Raw genomic sequence first — 16,254 nt, 5'->3', positions numbered from 1 at the left:
GCAATCACTAATACCTTCTTCCAATACACCGAATAGCAACATTCGGAATACAACCAGTTTCCGTCTGGCGGCAATAGCCTTCTGGTACCACCCCTTCCCTTCCCGAACAGGACCGTGAAACAGATGAGCGCCAATGATAGTGAGCACCTCGCTCGCGAAAGTAGGTCACCGCCAGACATCCCATTCAGAACCCCTCCTACACAACCGTAGCGAGGGGTTCTTCGCTTTCGCCATTACAAAAATCAACTAATTACCCCCGCCAACGCCTCTCCTGTGCGCAATGTCAGGCTTCGATTTTTCTCGGAAAAATCGAAGCCTGAGTGTGAAAATTGGAAGAGGTGGGGTTTTAGTCAGCCTGAGTGATGGATTTGATCGCTTGAGCTGCGGCAATCATCCCAAAAACGGATGTAACACACACCGAGGAGCCGAAGCCGGCGCAATTGAGGCCGGAAGATGTCCGCTCAGTAGCGCATGCTCCCTTGTTCTCTGGATACTGCATGGCTTCGTCGGAAAAAATTGCGGCGATCCCGAATTTTTTCTTTGGGTCACGTGGGAAATTGTGGCTGCGCCGTAATTGGGAGCGAATCTTAGCAAGTAAGGGGTCTTGAATGGTCTGGCTCAGATCGCTGCTGCGAATCCGGGTTGGATCAAGCTTTCCCCCCGCAGCACCAACGACGATAAGCGGTAATCGTTGTTTGCGGCACTCGATAATCAAGGCAATTTTTGGCTTGACCTGGTCAATTGCGTCTATAACAACAGAGAATGGTTGGCTCAAAAACTCGCTACAGTTTTCAGGGGTGACAAAATCCTCAATACAGTCGACCCGGCAATCCGGGTTGATCAACTTGATTCTTCTGCGCATGGCCTCGACTTTGGCCAGTCCGTAAATATCGTCGAGTGCGTGTATTTGTCGGTTGGTATTCGACTCGGCGACCATGTCCAGGTCGATCAAGGTCAAGTGACCGACTTTGCTTCTCGCGAGGGCCTCCACGCACCATGAGCCAACCCCGCCGATGCCGATAATGCAGATATGGGCGTTTTCCAGTTTTTTGGCGGCGGTTTCGCCGTACAGGCGGCTGACACCGCCAAAACGGCGATCGCCGCCAGGCAGACTACTCATGCATTCTCCAGTGTTTTGCGGATCACCGCGTTGAAAGGTCCGATCCACTCCGGTGCGAATTGCTTGTTACCCGCATTTATCTCGGCAATGGCACGCAAGACAGAGCGATTTTTTCCCCGATGAATATGTTTGAGCATCACGGCTTCAAAAGCATCGACGATTGACAGGATTTTGGCTCCTGGCGTGATTTCTTCATGTTTCAAGGCTAGCGGGTAGCCGCCACCATCGTACATTTCATGGTGCTGGGCAACCATGCTGGCTGCGGCATCCCAGCCGGGAATGCGTTGGAGAAGGCCGGCGGCAAAGCCAGGATGATTGCGCAAAATCTGTTTTTCCTCATCGCTCATCCGGCCGACTTTCAGCCAAACGCTTTCCGGTAGCAGCATCATCCCGACGTCGTGCATATAGACAGCAGCCTCAAGTTGTTGGGCATCAACCGGGCTTCCTGCAATGCGATTGGTTTCCTGTGCCAGGCGCAAGATGCGGGCGGTTCTCCCTTTGAAAAGAGGGGAACGACTCTCGAACTGCAGTGCGAGCGAGCGGAAAAACTCCAGATCCTCATCCGGACCTTCGGGGGCTGACGTTTGTTGCGGCAGCGGGCGCGGTGCCGGGGCGGTCGTATTGCCGCTAATTGGACGAAATCCTGTGACAGCCTCAATCAAGTCTGCAGCGAGGGGATCAATTCGCTCGGCGGGCGCCTGCGAGATTTCTTCCAGCCCTTGCAGCAACTGCTCAAGTTGCAGCGGTTCCAGCGATTTCCCGCCTAGTGTCGCATCGGTTGCCAGTTCGAGGCGATCGATCGAAAGCAGAATTAATTCGGCAAGCAAATCCGAAAATGGAAACTCTCCATCGCGAAAACGCGACATCAGGCTTTCGATTGGGTGAGCCAGAAGAACGCCGATCTGGAATTTGCACAGGGCGGCATCACCCTTGATGTTGTGGATTGCTCGAAACAGGTCGGCGGTGACTTCCCGGTCGGCGCCCAGATTTTTCAAGCGTGCCACATCGCGTTCAACCTCTGGTGCTCGGTCGCTCAAAACGTCGGCAAACTCTTCCATTGCCTCCCGATCCTGGATGACCGGAGTGGCAAATGAACGGCTATTCATGATCTTCTCCCTGCGGCAGATTAGATGGCTAAGTGACTACAGCTGCTGGTTTTGTCAGTTTAGCCGAAAGCGTACTCTGTTCGTTGTGATTCACTCGTTTATAGGCGGGGCGAACCCTTGACGCGGGTGGGTTGGGCGCCTAACATTCCGCGCTTCAGCAAAGGGTTGCCTACCGTGACATTGGAACAGCTTTATGCCCTGATCGGGCAAGACATGAAGGCCGTCGATGCGGTCATTCGCGAACGACTTTATTCCGATGTCGTTTTGGTCCGGCAGGTTGCCGAATATATCATCGGCAGCGGTGGCAAGCGGATGCGCCCGGCCTTGTTGCTGCTGGTCGCCGGTGCGCTAGGTTACCAGGGGACCCGGCATCACGACTTGGCAGCGGTGGTTGAGTTCATTCATACCGCGACCTTGTTGCACGACGACGTAGTGGACGAATCGGCGCTACGGCGCGGCCGCGATACTGCCAATGCTGCTTTTGGCAATGCCGCCAGTGTACTGGTTGGCGATTTCCTGTATTCCCGTGCTTTCCAGATGATGGTTGCCGTCGACAACATGCGCGTGATGCAAGTGTTGTCCGATGCCACCAACGTGATCGCGGAAGGCGAAGTCCTGCAGTTGATGAATTGCCATGACGCCGATGTGGACGAGGCGCGGTACATGCAGGTCATTCATTACAAGACCGCCAAATTGTTCGAGGCGGCTGCTCGCCTGGGGGCGATCCTCTGTGATGCTCCGCCGGAGCTGGAAGCGGCGATGGCTGCCTATGGCATGCACTTGGGAACGGCTTTCCAGCTGATCGACGATGTTCTCGACTACTCCGGGCAGGAGGCCGACACGGGCAAGCATCTGGGCGACGACCTGGCCGAAGGCAAGCCGACCCTGCCGCTGATTTACGTGATGCAGCATGGCAATCCGGAACAGGCAGCCTGTGTTCGTCAAGCCATCGAGACTGGCGGCCGCGATGCTTTCCCTGAAGTGCTGGCGGCAATTCGCGAAACCGGAGCGCTGGCACATGCGCGGGCCTGTGCCCAGCGCGAAGCTGAGGCAGCAAAACAGGTTATTTTTGCTTTGGGGGCTTCCCAATACAAAGAAGCCCTGCTAGAATTGTGCTTCTTCGCTGTTGAGAGAAACCACTGAGTTTCTCGGCGGATGTCGGAGTGTAGCTCAGCCTGGTAGAGCACTGCGTTCGGGACGCAGGGGTCGCATGTTCGAATCATGTCACTCCGACCAAAAAACTGAAAAGCTTACGGATTACCGTAGGCTTTTTTTGTTTGTGGATGTCGTTTGGCGAGGTTTTCGCAGATGAAGTATTTGCTGCTGCTCGTTTTTCTGGCTGTTCTGTGGTGGATTTTCCGCCGGCCAGCCGTTTCCGGTGGCAACGATATCCGAGCGGAGCAGAAGCCGCCAGAATCCATGTATTGCTGTGCCTACTGCGGCGTTCATTTCCCGGCCAGTGACGGCGAAGAAGCGGGCGGGCGCCACTATTGCTCATCCGAGCATCGTCGGGCATCCGGACAGTGAAGCAGCACTGGCTATCGGCCACTTGGGAGGCCAACTGGCGCTCTTTCCAGTATTTCAATCTTTATCGGCTGATTCTGACCGCGCTGTTTTTTCTGGTCATCGTGACGCCCAGTGACTGGGTGATTCGCTCGCTTGGCCTGGCCTCGCAGGGGCTGATTTTCCCGCTCTCCCTTTATGCCTCGCTGGTGGTTGGCGGGCTTTTGCTTTCGATACATTGGCAGCGGCATTTTAATGCCCAGCTTTCCTTCCAGGTACTGGTTGATGTGCTGCTATCTGGGTTGCTGCTTTATCGTGCCGGTGGTGTGGTCAGTGGCCTCGGCATATTGATGCTGGTCAGTCTGGCTGCAGCCAGTCTGGTTGGGCGCGGGCGCCTGGTGTTGCTGTATGCTGCTCAGGCAACACTCGCCGTGCTGGCGGCTCAGGTGGCGGTAATTCTGGCCAATGTGGCGGACTTTTCCTCACTCTTTCATGCCGGGCTGGTTTCGGCTGCATTCTTCGCAACGGCAATTCTTGCCCGTCTGCTCGGGCAAAGGCTGATGGCGAATGAGGAACTGGCCAAGCGACGCGGGGTGGCGCTGGAAAACCAGATCCGGATCAGTCAGCGTGTGGTCGAGCGCATGCAGGATGGGGTGCTGATAGTCGGGCTTGGTGGGCAGGTCTTGCGCAACAATCCGGTTGCTGCCCAATTAATGGGTATCGGCGACCACGGGCAGCTTCGGCTGCCGGCCGCAGTCGATGCCGGGTTGGCGGCCTGGCGGACGGGGAGCGGTTCACCCAGCATCGAATTTACGCTGGCGCAAGGTGGCGAATGGCGGGCACGTTTTGAAGCCACGGATAGTAGCGATGGAGAGGCGCTGGTCTTTCTTGAAGACCTGGGGCGGATTCGTGCACAGGCACAGCAACTCAAGTTGGCTGCGCTGGGGCGTTTGACCGCCAGCATTGCCCACGAAATCCGCAATCCATTGGCGTCGATTGCGCATGCTGGCGAATTGTTACGCGAAGAGTGCCGTGATCCGCTGGCCCAGCGCTTGCTCCGCATCGTCGGCGACAATGTCGGGCGGCTCGACCGGATTGTCCGCGATGTGCTTGATCTGGGGAGGCAACGCGAGACGATGCCGGAATGCTTGGCGCTGGGTGAATTTTGCCGTACTTTCCTCGATGAGTTTGCCCAGTGCGAACAACTGGAGCCAGGCGTCGTGGTATTGGGCGCAGAAAGCGAGACCACTCTGTATTTTGACCGTTCGCAGCTGCGTCAGGTGCTGTGGAATTTATTGGCCAATGCCCTGCGGCATGCTTCGCGGCGCCCGGGCGCGGTGCATATGCGGGTGCTCCCGGGGGCGCTACCAGGACGGGTAGAATTGCATCTGCGCGATGACGGTCCGGGTATTGCCGCCGCCGATCGCGACAAGATATTCGAGCCCTTCTTTACCACCCATCATCAAGGGACGGGACTGGGACTGTTCATTGCTCGCGAACTCTGTGCGGCCAACGGTGCCACGCTGGATTTATTGCCGGTTGAGCGGGGAGCGCATTTCATCATTGCAGGGAGAGGCGAAGCGTGTCGGCAGCCAGAAACGAACGTAGCGGACGGCAACCGCTGAGCCGGGTTCTCATCGTCGATGACGAGGCGGATATTCGTGAATTGATTGATCTGACGCTATCGCGAATGGGCTTGGCAGCCGAGTCTGCCGGCAGTGTTGCCGAGGCTCGGGCAGCGCTGGCGGCCGGACATTTCGATCTTTGCCTTACCGACATGCGCTTGCCTGACGGTGACGGCCTGGAGATCGTCCGCCACATTCTCGAATGTAGTCCGCGTACGCCGGTGGCCGTGATTACTGCATTCGGCAGCGCCGAAAATGCAGTTGCTGCATTGAAGGCCGGAGCCTTTGACTATTTGGCCAAGCCGGTCGGGCTCGATCAATTGCGGGCACTGGTCAAGTCGGCTTTGCGTTTGCCCGGAGAGGCGCCGGTCGGCGAGGCAGAAGTGTTGTTGCTCGGACATTCGCCGGCGATGCAGCAGGTGCGCGAAACCATCGGCAAACTTGCGCGCAGCCAGGCACCGGTTTACGTTTCCGGCGAGTCGGGTAGCGGCAAGGAATTGGCTGCCCGTCAGATTCACGCGCTGGGGATGCGCAGTGCGGCCGCTTTTGTTCCGGTGAATTGCGGCGCCATTCCGGAAAACCTGATGGAAAGCGAATTCTTCGGCTATCGGAAAGGAGCTTTTACTGGTGCCGATAGCGATCGCGAGGGGTTTTTCCAGGCTGCTGATGGCGGCACCCTGTTTCTCGACGAGGTGGCCGATCTCCCCTTGGCCATGCAGGTGAAATTGCTGCGGGCGATACAGGAAAAGAAGGTGCGCAAGGTTGGTAGCGTGGTTGAAGAGCCGGTCGATGTGCGGATCATTTGTGCAACCCACAAGAACCTTCGCGAGTGCGTCGACAAGGGGCTGTTCCGCCAGGACCTCTATTACCGGCTCAACGTGATCGAGTTGCACATGCCGTCCTTGCGCGAGCGCCCCGAGGATATTCCCGAATTGGTCGCCATGCTGCTGCGGCGGCAGTTGGGCGAAGGGGCTCCGGCCTTGTGTCAGGAAGCTTTGGCGTTGCTGCAGCGCTATTCCTTTCCCGGCAATGTCCGGGAGCTGGAAAATATTCTTGAACGTGCGGTGGCCCTGGCCAGCGGCGAACGGATCGAGGCTGGCGACCTGCGTCTCGACCCTGCCGGCGAGGCCGGGGAGTTGTTGCCGCCGCCGGAGCGGGGGAGCGAGACCCTGGATGCCTACCTCAATCGGCTGGAACGCGAGGCGATCATGGAGGCCTTGTTGCACTGCGAGGGGAATCGGACGGCAGCGGCGCGGGCGCTCGGGGTCAGCTTCCGTTCGCTGCGCTACCGTCTCGAACGCCTGGGGATCGAATGAATCGGGCGGAAGAGAGGCCTCGGGTCTGGCGGCCGGGAGGTTGGCTACTCGGAGCGCGCTGGTGTTTCTCGCCCAATTTTGGCCCGCGACCGGCGTCGACCGTGGTCAACCTGGTGGTTCTGCACAATATCAGTTTGCCGCCTGGGCTGTTTTCCGGCCGCTGGGTTGAGGCTTTTTTCCAGAATCGGCTGCCGCCCACGGTCGACCCGTATTTTGCGCAAATTTCAAACCTGCAGGTGTCGGCACATTTCTACATCCGCCGCGATGGCGAACTGGTGCAAGCGGTCGGCGCCGACTGGCGCGCCTGGCATGCCGGGCAGTCAGTCTGGCAGGGGCGGGCCAACTGCAACGACTATTCCCTCGGGATTGAGCTGGCAGGCTGCGATGAGTTGCCTTTTACTGCCGCCCAGTACCAGACCCTCTGGCATCTGCTGGCAGCCTTGCGCGAACGTTATCCGCTGACGGCGGTCGCCGGGCACGAGCACGTGGCACCGGGGCGCAAGAGCGACCCCGGGCCACATTTTGACTGGGCGGCGCTACAGCGCCGCCACCCGGATTTAAGCCTGCCGGGCGAAGTAGTGGCGTAAGCGCTCGACTGCTTCGGCCAGCCGGGGAATCCCCGTGGTGTAGGCGAAGCGGATATGGCGCTCGGGCTGGTTGCTGCCAAAGTCGAGGCCCGGAGTGGCGGCGACGCCAGCCTGTTCGAGCAGGTCGCGGGCGAGCGCAAAACTGTCGGTGGCGACGGCAGAGCAGTCGCAATAGAGATAAAAGGCACCTTCCGGGCGGGCCACCACGCGCAGGCCGATGGCCTCCAGCGCCGGTGCAAGAAAATCGCGGCGGGCGCGGAATTCGGCGCGGCGGGCCTCCAGTAGAGCAATGGTTTCCGGGGCAAAGGCCGCGAGTGCGGCGTGCTGTGCCACCGTCGGTGGGCACAGGGTCAGGTTTTGCGCCAGCTTTTCGACATCGCGGACGTAGGCTTCGGGGATCACCATCCAGCCGAGGCGCCAGCCAGTCATCTGGAAATACTTGGAAAAGCTGTTGATTACCCAGATGTCGTCTCCGGCGGCGCATGCAGTCGGTGTTTCGGCGCTGCCGTCGCCTGCGTCCGGGTAGGTCAGGCCGTGATAAATCTCATCGACCAGGAAATGTCCCTGGCGCTCGCGCACGCATTCGGCCAATGCCTTGATCTGGTCGAGGCTGAGCAGGGTGCCGGTCGGGTTGGCCGGCGAGGCTACCAGCAGGCCGGCAGTGTGTTCGTTCCAGGCCGCTGCGACCTGCGCCGGGGTTGGCTGGAAGTTGCTGTCCGGGCCTACCGGCAAGGCACACGGTCGACCTTCGTAAGTGCGCAAAATGTGGCGGTTGCAAGGATAGCCGGGATCGGCCAGCAGCCATTCGCGGCCCGGGTTGGCGAGGCTGGCAAAGGCCAGATTGAGCGCCCCGGAGGCGCCGGCCGTGACCGCGATGCGGCTGGCCGGTAGCTCGATGCCATAGCGGGTGCGGTAAAAATCAGCAATCGCCGCGCGTAGCTCGGGCAGCCCGAGGGCTGGGGTGTACAGGGTTTGGCCGGCACGGATGGCTGCGATTGCTGCGTTGGCGATCGGCTCCGGGGTGGGGAAATCGGGTTCGCCGACTTCCATGTGGATGATGTCGCGGCCGGCGGCTTCGAGCTGGCGGGCACGGGTCAGCAGTTCGACCACGTGAAACGGCTCGATCTCCTTGAGGCGGTCGGCAGCGGGCAGGGGCGAAAATGTGTTCATAAAGGGAAGTCAGAGCGTCAGAGGGGCGCCAATACTGCGCCGGGAGAGTTGGTTGTCATCGCTATGGGCTGGCTGGAACAGTTCGCGCATGCGGCCAACCAGGGCGGCGCCTTTGGCGGTATTGTCGTTAAGGTGGTTGCAGACATAAACGTCCAGCGCGACGAAGCTCTGGTCAGGCCAGGTGTGCACCGACAGGTGGGATTCGGCGAGCAGGACGACGCCGGTGACCCCGACCGGCTCGAACTGATGGAAGAGGCTGCCGACGACATTCAGGCCGACGCTTTGGCAGGCCGCGCGACAGACTTCTTCCAGATAGTTGCGCTCGCGCAGCAGGCGGGCCGGGCAGGCGCAGCCGGAGAGATCCAGCGTCCAGTGCTGGCCGCTTACGGCGGAGGCGGGCAGAGGCGGCATCGTGTTCATGGGCAGGGAAGGAAAAAGGCCGCAGATTGCTCTGCGGCCTTGCAATGCTCTGATCCGGACGGAGCCGGAAAGACTTAGGCAGCGTCCTTGAACAGTGCCATTTCGAACAGTTCGCGCTTCAGGTTGAATTCCTTCGGCAGCTTTTCGCCCATCTTGTCGAACCACTCCTTGTGGCCGGCCAGTTCGGCCTTCCAGGCATCGGCGTCGATGCTGGTCAGGGCTTCGAACTCTTCCTTGGAAATGTTCAGGCCGCTCCAGTCGATGTCTTCGAACTTCGGCATCCAGCCGAGCGCGGTTTCCTGGGCGGCAACCTTGCCCTTGCAGCGATCAACGATCCACTTCAGGACACGCATGTTGTCGCCAAAGCCAGGCCACATGAAGTTGCCATCAGCATCCATACGGAACCAGTTCACGCAGAAAATCTTCGGCGTGGCATCAACGGTCTTGCCCATCTTCAACCAGTGGTTGAAGTAGTCGCCCATGTGGTAGCCGCAGAAGGGCAGCATCGCGAACGGATCGCGACGGACCACGCCCTGCTGGCCGAAAGCGGCGGCGGTAGTTTCAGAGCCCAGGGTGGCGGCCATGTAGACACCATAGTTCCAGTTGAAGGCCTGGTAGACCAGCGGCACGGTGGTGGCGCGACGACCGCCGAAGATGAAGGCGGAAATCGGCACGCCGGCAGGATCTTCCCAGGCAGCGTCGACCGACGGGCACTGGTTGGCCGGGGCGGTGAAGCGGGAGTTGGCGTGGGCGGCCTTCTTGCCAGCCTTGCCGTCTTCCGGCGTCCAGTCGTTGCCCTGCCAGTCAATCAGGTGTGCCGGGGCTTCCTTGGTCAGGCCTTCCCACCACACGTCGCCGTCGTCGGTCAGCGCGACGTTGGTGAAGATGATGTTTTCCTTGAGCGTAGCCAGGGCGTTGTAGTTGGTCTTGGCCGAGGTGCCCGGGGCGACGCCGAAGAAGCCGGCTTCCGGGTTGATCGCGTAGAAGCGGGTAACGCCGTCGGCATCGACGCGCGGCTTGATCCAGGCGATGTCGTCACCGATGGTGGTGATCTTCCAGCCGTTGAGCGGCTCGGGCGGGATCAGCATGGCGAAGTTGGTCTTGCCGCAGGCCGACGGGAAGGCTGCCGCGACGTAGGATTTTTCACCTTCCGGCGATTCGACGCCGAGGATCAGCATGTGTTCGGCCAGCCAACCCTGATCGCGAGCCATAGTCGAGGCGATACGCAGGGCGAAGCACTTCTTGCCGAGCAGGGCGTTGCCGCCGTAGCCGGAACCGTAGGACCAGATTTCACGGGTTTCCGGGTAGTGCACGATGTATTTGACGGTCGGGTTGCACGGCCACTTGACGTCAGCCTGGCCCGGCTCCAGCGGCGCGCCGACGGTATGCACGCAAGGCACGAATTCGCCATCGGTACCGAGCACGTCGAACACGGCCTTGCCCATGCGGGTCATGGTGCGCATGTTGACCACCACGTAGGCGGAGTCGGAAATCTCGACGCCAATGTGGGCAATCGGCGAACCCAGCGGGCCCATCGAGAACGGAATGACGTACAGGGTACGCCCCTTCATGCAGCCCTTGAACAGACCGTTCAGGGTTTCGCGCATCTTGGCCGGGTCTTCCCAGTTGTTGGTCGGGCCGGCGTCTTCTTTATTCTGCGAGCAGATGTAGGTGCGATCTTCGACGCGGGCAACGTCGGACGGATCGGAGAAAGCGAGATAGGAGTTCGGGCGCTTTTCTTCGTTCAGCTTGATCAGGGTGCCGGCCTCAACCATCTCGGCGCACAGGCGGTCATACTCCTCTTGCGAACCATCGGCCCAGTAGATGCGGTCGGGTTGGGTCAGCTCGGCAATTTGAGCCACCCACTGTTTCAGGCCTTCGTGTTTAACGTAAGCAGGAGCATTCAGCGGTGCGGTCATGGCAGTGTGTCTCTCTCTAAGTTACTGAAATAGCTAGGTTTCACGCCAGTCGCCGGGAGCTGCCACCATCGAATCGAGCGGCTGAGAGGCCGTCGGCTGGGAAGCCCGTAATTATGCCTCAACTCGAGGGAAACATCTACTTGACTTTGGCGCCTAAGTAATAGCCGCAGTTGTTCCGCCGCACGTCGAACATGCTATTATTTGCCGCGATTTGAAATTGCATTTCACGATACAAAACGGAGGCAGACATGGATGCAAGGCAGTTGCGCGAAGCAGCGCTCTATTACCACCGCCAGCCGAAACCGGGCAAAATCGCGGTCACCCCGATCAAACAATTGACCAACCAGTACGACCTGTCGCTGGCCTATTCCCCGGGCGTGGCGTACGCCTGCGAAGAAATCGTCGCCGATCCGGCCGAGGCCAGCACCCTGACCTCGCGGGCCAATCTGGTCGGCGTCATCACCAACGGCACTGCCGTCCTCGGCCTCGGTCCGATCGGCCCGCTCGCCGCCAAGCCGGTGATGGAAGGCAAGGGCGTGCTGTTCAAAAAGTTTGCCAACATTGATGTCTTCGACCTCGAAATCGACGAGCGCGATCCGGACAAGCTGATCGATACCATCGCCTCGCTGGAGCCGACTTTCGGCGGTATCAACCTCGAAGACATCAAGGCGCCCGAGTGCTTCTACATCGAGAAGAAGCTGCGCGAGCGGATGAAGATTCCCGTCTTCCATGATGATCAACACGGGACCGCCATCGTTGTCGGTGCGGCCATCCTCAACGGCCTGCATTTGATCGGCAAAGACCTGTCGACCGTGAAAATCGTCACTTCCGGTGCCGGTGCTGCCGCTTTGGCCTGCCTCGACCTGCTGGTGATGCTCGGCGCGCCGGTCGAGAATATCTGGGTTACCGACATCAAGGGCGTGGTCTATGAAGGCCGCGTTGAGGAGATGGATGAGATCAAGGCGCGCTATGCCAAGCAGACCGACGCCCGCACCTTGGGCGAAGTGATCGAAGGCGCCGACGTTTTCCTCGGCCTGTCGGCCGGTGGCGTGCTCAAGCAGGAGATGGTTGCCAAGATGGCGCCGAAGCCGGTGATCATGGCGCTGGCCAACCCGACTCCGGAAATTCTGCCGGAGTTGGTCAAGCAGGTGCGCGACGACGCGATCATCTGTACCGGCCGCTCGGACTATCCGAACCAGGTCAATAACGTCCTCTGCTTCCCCTTCATCTTCCGTGGCGCGCTCGACGTCGGTGCGACGACGATTACCGAAGAAATGAAGATGGCGGCGGTCAAGGCGATTGCCGAACTGGCGCGCGCCGAGCAGTCGGAGGTCGTTGCCTCGGCCTACGGCGAAAAGATTTCCGGCTTTGGCCCGGAATACCTGATTCCCAAGCCTTTTGACCATCGCCTGATCGTCAAGATCGCGCCGGCCGTAGCCCGGGCTGGCATGGATTCCGGCGTCGCTACCCGTCCGATCCAGGATTGGGATGCCTACATCCAGAGCCTCAACGAATTCGTCTACCACTCCGGCATGATCATGAAGCCGGTGTTCTCGCAGGCCAAACTGGCCCCCAAGCGGATCGTCTTCGCCGAAGGTGAGGACGAGCGCGTGCTGCGTGCGGTGCAGGTGGTGCGCGACGAAGGCATTGCTCGCCCGATCCTGATCGGTCGTCACGCCGAGATCAACCGGCGGATCGAGGAAGCCGGCCTGCGCATCCGCGAAGGCGAGGATTTCGAGATCGTCCATTCCGACAACTGCGCCTTCTTCGACGAACACTACGAGGAATTCTGGCGCACTTACCACGAGATCATGGAGCGCAAGGGTGTGTCGCCGGATTACGCCCGCCGCGAAGTGCGCCGCCGCAATACCCTGTACGGCGCGTTGATGGTTCGCCTTGGTTATGCCGATGGCTTGATCTGTGGAACGTTTGGTCGCCACGAAACGCATCGCGAATACGTGCAGAGCGTGATTGGCACCCGCGACGGTCTGGATCGCTATTACGCGATGAATCTGCTGATGCTGCCGGGGCGCACTGTCTTCATCGGCGATACCTACGTCAATTACGATCCGAACGCCGAGCAGCTGGCCGACATGACGCTGATGGCTTGCGAAGAAATCCGCAACTTCGGGATTACGCCGAAGGTCGCGCTGCTGTCGCATTCGACCTTCGGGACCGACGACACGCCGACCGCCGGCAAGATGCGCGAAGTTCTGCGCCAACTGCAGGCCCGGGCGCCGGAACTTGAGGTTGAGGGTGAGATGCACGGCGATGCTGCGCTTGACGAGCATATCCGCCTGAAGGCTTTCCCGAACTCCCGGCTCAAGGGGCAGGCGAATCTGCTGGTCATGCCGACCCTGGATGCAGCGAACATCTCGTTCAACCTGCTCAAGGTGGCGGCTGGCGACAATCTGACGGTTGGTCCGATCCTGCTGGGGGCGGCCAAACCGGTTAATATCCTGACCCCGACGGCTACTGTCCGGAGAATCGTGAATATGACCGCGTTGACCGTGGTCGATGCCGGCTGATTGAGATGGCGAGCATGTCCAGAATGGCGTGCTCGCCATTGATCTAAGGTGTGACTTTAGATTTGTTGTCTATCTTGTTATTTTGATTGTATTTTTTATTTCTCCTGATAAACTGCGCTAGAATCCCGCGAAGTTTTCAGGAGGGTCTTGATGAAATATCTGTTCAACGCCGCTGTAATCGCTGCCGCGATTTTGCTGGGCAGCGGTGCGACTGCGGCCCCGGCCAGCCAGGACAAAAAGGCACAGGGTGCCGGTGGTCGGAAGCCGGTGGTGGTTTCGGCCAAAAAGGCCGTTCCGGCAACGCAGAAAGTCGCGGTAAAAACGCAGCCGCAGGCGCGTGCACCGCAAAAGATGGCCACCAAGGCCGCACCGCAGGCAGCCAAGTCGGCGCAGAAATCCGCTGGAAAATCAGCATTGGCGCTGGCCGAGTCCGCGCACAAACCGATTCGCCGCATTTCCGCCAGCGATTTCGAAACCGGTCGTTTGGCGCTGGGCTCTGCTTCGGCGCTGGTCATCGATCAGAGCACCGGGCATCCGCTGTTCGAAAAAAGCCCGGATGCCGTGTTGCCGATTGCGTCGATTTCCAAGCTGATGACTTCGATGGTCGTCCTTGACGCCAAACTCGACATGCAGGAAGTGATCAGCATCGGCGAAGCCGACGTCGATACCCTGAAGGGCACTCGTTCACGCCTGCCGGTGGGTACCACGATGACTCGCGAAACGGCCATGCTGCTGGCGCTGATGTCGTCGGAAAACCGCGCCGCCAACGCACTTGGCCGGCATTACCCGGGCGGTCTGCCGGCCTTTGTCGCTGCAATGAACCGCAAAGCCCAGTCGCTGGGGATGTACCACACCCGTTTCGAGGAGCCGACCGGCTTGTCGAGCAACAACGTGTCGACCGCCCACGATCTGGCGCGGATGGTCACGGCGGCGGCTCGTTACCCGGAGATTCGCACTTTCTCGACCACGGCTGAAGCCAAGGTCGAGCTGAACGGACGGATTCGCGACTTCGGCAACACCAATGCGCTGGTGCGTAACGAACGCTGGGACATCGGGGTTTCCAAGACCGGCTACATTTCCGAGGCCGGGCGTTGCCTGGTGATGCAGGCACGAGTCGCAGACAAGCCGGTAGTGATCGTGCTGCTTGATTCGGTAGGCAAGATGACCCGCGTCGGCGATGCGATCCGGATCAAGCGCTGGATGGAAAGCGCCAGTCTGGGAAGCAGCAGCCAGCGTTCCTGAGTCCTGCACCCCTTCGGGTGAATCCCGAACCCGGCCGCGACGGCCGGCCAATAAAAAAACCGCTGCCCGTTCTGCAGCGGTTTTTTTATTGGCCGGGCCAGCTTGCGGGCTGGCGCAGTGCCGTCTTGGCCGGCCTGTTCAGTGTTGCCAGGGGGCTTTCTGTTCCAGCCAGGCGGCGAGTACTGCGGGCAGGGTTTCGAGTAGCAGTAACTGGCGTCCGGCCAGCCAGCCGTGGGCGACGCCGGCATCGCCCTTGCTCAGGGTGGCGGTAAGCAGGGTTTCTGCCGTGACATGGTCGTTGAGCCGTCCCAGTTCGTCCTGCAGGCTGGTCAGCGCCGCCAGGTAAGGGTTGAGTTTGCGTTCCGGCCACAGCGGGGCGAAAAACTCCAGCGCGTAGCGCAGTTTCTTGAAGGCGATCCGCATCTTGTGCCGCTCGTCTGCATTCAACTCGGGCAGCCGGCGCGCCAGCTTGCGAGCCCGCCGGGCGTGCGCGCTCAGGCGTTCCCGGGCAAAGTCGAGTAGTGAAATTGCCTGGCTGTCATGCAAGGCATAGACTGCGGCGGTGAACTCGACCAGCAGGCAGGGGTATTCGCGCAGCGAGAGCAGGTCAACGATGTCGCGTCGGGCCGCGCGGGCGCGTTTGTGGGCCAGGCTGCGCAGGCGCTTGGTGTCTTTATGGCTGCTGAAGGCGGCACTGATCGGCGGCAAGGTCTCGCTGAGGAAGACATCCCAGTTGCGCGCATCGCCGAGTGCGCCGGCCAGGGTTTGCCAGGTCTGGCCATAAGCCTGGACGAAATCCGCCGGCAGCACCGGTGCAAACAGCTTGATCGCCGAACGCAGGCGGCGCAGCGCCACCCGGGCCTGGTGCACGAACTCAGGCTGGCTTTCGGCGAGCAGGCCGTCTTCGTTGCGCTGAAAATGCTCCAGGCAACCGAGGGCAATGGCACGAAAGGCCTCAACCGGCGTCAGTCCGGTGTGCACATTGGCCGGCTTGGCCTTCCAGGGCTTGACCGGCGCATCGAGATAGGCGCGGTAGCCGCGCTCGGCCTTGCTGGCAATGGCCGGGTAGAGGGCCAAGTCTTTCTGCAACTGGCGGGTCAGCGCAAAAATATCATCGACCTTGCCCGAGAGTAGCTCGAGTTCGATTTCGCAGATTGGCGAACTGCGGTCGCGGCTGTCGATACTCCCCTTGTCGATGGCCATCTCGATTTCCGAGTCGCCATAGGAAACCTGCAGAATCTGGCGGTCGAAGTGGGTGGTAAACACCGGCTCCAGCAGTTCGCGGCGCAATTCGAGAAAGCCCCGCAAATCGTCGTTGTCGACGTGGCTGAAATCGAACTCGCCGGGGCGGGCCGGGCATTCCCATTCCGAGCGCAGGGCCAGGCCACCGCTGGCCGGTTCGGCTGTTTTCACGGTCAACAGCCACTGTTCGCCTTTTTTTCGGAAGCGCAGGGCGATCCGGCGGGCATGCAACTCCAGCGCCGGGGTGTCGTAATAGGTGTTCAGCAAATGTTGCTTTTGCGGCGTCAGCCCGGACAGCAGCGGATGTTCGCGCAGTTTGCGCGCTGCCTTGGGCGTCAACTGCAGCTTGAGTTCGATTTCGGTGCTCATGGTCGCGAGGGTGGCGGCAGGGATGCCGGATTATAGAGAGCGGAGCGGCAAACGGCGATCTTTCGGCCGGGCGGCGCGATTGGGCTGCTGCTAGAATCGGCCGCTCG

Annotated in this window: 13 protein-coding genes, 1 tRNA gene and 1 rRNA gene; 9 read left to right on the top strand and 6 right to left on the bottom strand. The window is 60.2% G+C overall.

Features of this window, described 5'->3' with window-relative positions:
• Positions 1-63 precede the first annotated feature (63 nt).
• A 5S ribosomal RNA gene (gene rrf / locus VX159_RS12710) occupies positions 64-177 on the top strand.
• A gap of 169 nt (positions 178-346) precedes the next feature.
• Here the strand turns inward: rrf and VX159_RS12705 are convergent.
• Together VX159_RS12705 and VX159_RS12700 are read right to left on the bottom strand one after the other, a co-directional pair.
• Positions 347-1,120: a ThiF family adenylyltransferase gene (locus VX159_RS12705; RefSeq protein WP_371323259.1), complete on the bottom strand. Its 774-nt coding sequence runs from the start codon at positions 1,118-1,120 to the stop codon at positions 347-349.
• A complete protein-coding gene (locus VX159_RS12700) occupies positions 1,117-2,226 on the bottom strand; it encodes an HD domain-containing phosphohydrolase (protein WP_371323258.1) in 1,110 nt (369 codons plus the stop codon). The genes VX159_RS12705 and VX159_RS12700 overlap by 4 nt, the downstream gene beginning before the upstream one ends.
• Before the next feature lie 174 nt (positions 2,227-2,400).
• Between VX159_RS12700 and ispB the strand changes: the two genes are divergently transcribed.
• From ispB to ampD, 6 genes are all read left to right on the top strand, one after another.
• Positions 2,401-3,369, top strand: coding sequence for an octaprenyl diphosphate synthase (gene ispB, locus VX159_RS12695; protein WP_371323257.1), 969 nt, complete (start codon positions 2,401-2,403; stop codon positions 3,367-3,369).
• A 16-nt stretch (positions 3,370-3,385) separates the two neighbouring features.
• Positions 3,386-3,462, top strand: a tRNA-Pro gene (locus tag VX159_RS12690).
• A gap of 72 nt (positions 3,463-3,534) precedes the next feature.
• Positions 3,535-3,753 (top strand): PP0621 family protein, encoded by a 219-nt coding sequence (locus tag VX159_RS12685; RefSeq protein ID WP_371323256.1) that lies wholly within the window; start codon positions 3,535-3,537, stop codon positions 3,751-3,753.
• On the top strand, positions 3,750-5,354 hold the full coding sequence (locus tag VX159_RS12680) for a PAS domain-containing sensor histidine kinase (protein ID WP_371323255.1): 1,605 nt from the start codon (positions 3,750-3,752) through the stop codon (positions 5,352-5,354). The genes VX159_RS12685 and VX159_RS12680 overlap by 4 nt, the downstream gene beginning before the upstream one ends.
• Complete coding sequence (locus tag VX159_RS12675; RefSeq protein WP_371323254.1) at positions 5,312-6,670, top strand: sigma-54-dependent transcriptional regulator; 1,359 nt, start codon at positions 5,312-5,314, stop codon at positions 6,668-6,670. Before VX159_RS12680 ends, VX159_RS12675 begins: the two co-directional genes overlap by 43 nt.
• Positions 6,667-7,257, top strand: coding sequence for a 1,6-anhydro-N-acetylmuramyl-L-alanine amidase AmpD (gene ampD, locus VX159_RS12670; RefSeq protein WP_371323253.1), 591 nt, complete (start codon positions 6,667-6,669; stop codon positions 7,255-7,257). The genes VX159_RS12675 and ampD overlap by 4 nt, the downstream gene beginning before the upstream one ends.
• On the opposite strand, the gene VX159_RS12665 is transcribed toward ampD, so the two are convergent.
• The 3 genes from VX159_RS12665 to VX159_RS12655 all read right to left on the bottom strand — a co-directional run bounded on the left by VX159_RS12665 (position 7,228) and on the right by VX159_RS12655 (position 10,766).
• Positions 7,228-8,427: a pyridoxal phosphate-dependent aminotransferase gene (locus tag VX159_RS12665; protein WP_371323252.1), complete on the bottom strand. Its 1,200-nt coding sequence runs from the start codon at positions 8,425-8,427 to the stop codon at positions 7,228-7,230. The genes ampD and VX159_RS12665 overlap by 30 nt on opposite strands.
• Positions 8,428-8,436: 9 nt before the next feature.
• Positions 8,437-8,838, bottom strand: a complete 402-nt coding sequence (gene speD, locus VX159_RS12660; RefSeq protein WP_371323251.1) for an adenosylmethionine decarboxylase — start codon at positions 8,836-8,838, stop codon at positions 8,437-8,439.
• A gap of 83 nt (positions 8,839-8,921) precedes the next feature.
• A complete protein-coding gene (locus VX159_RS12655) occupies positions 8,922-10,766 on the bottom strand; it encodes a phosphoenolpyruvate carboxykinase (GTP) (protein WP_371323250.1) in 1,845 nt (614 codons plus the stop codon).
• A gap of 248 nt (positions 10,767-11,014) precedes the next feature.
• On the opposite strand from VX159_RS12655, the gene VX159_RS12650 reads away from it, so the two are divergent.
• The gene (locus tag VX159_RS12650) at positions 11,015-13,294 is read left to right on the top strand and encodes an NADP-dependent malic enzyme (protein ID WP_371323249.1); all 2,280 of its coding nucleotides are present in this window, start codon (positions 11,015-11,017) and stop codon (positions 13,292-13,294) included.
• Positions 13,295-13,444: 150 nt separating this feature from the next.
• The gene (pbpG, locus tag VX159_RS12645; protein ID WP_371323248.1) at positions 13,445-14,536 is read left to right on the top strand and encodes a D-alanyl-D-alanine endopeptidase; all 1,092 of its coding nucleotides are present in this window, start codon (positions 13,445-13,447) and stop codon (positions 14,534-14,536) included.
• Positions 14,537-14,674: 138 nt separating this feature from the next.
• Here the strand turns inward: pbpG and VX159_RS12640 are convergent, their stop codons facing one another.
• Complete coding sequence (locus VX159_RS12640) at positions 14,675-16,147, bottom strand: CHAD domain-containing protein (RefSeq protein ID WP_371323247.1); 1,473 nt, start codon at positions 16,145-16,147, stop codon at positions 14,675-14,677.
• Between the last annotated feature and the right edge of the window lie 107 nt (positions 16,148-16,254).

Source organism: Dechloromonas sp. ZY10 (assembly GCF_041378895.1).
Taxonomy (GTDB): Bacteria; Pseudomonadota; Gammaproteobacteria; order Burkholderiales; family Rhodocyclaceae; genus Azonexus; species Azonexus aquae.
This window is presented reverse-complemented; position numbering and strand designations above follow the sequence as displayed.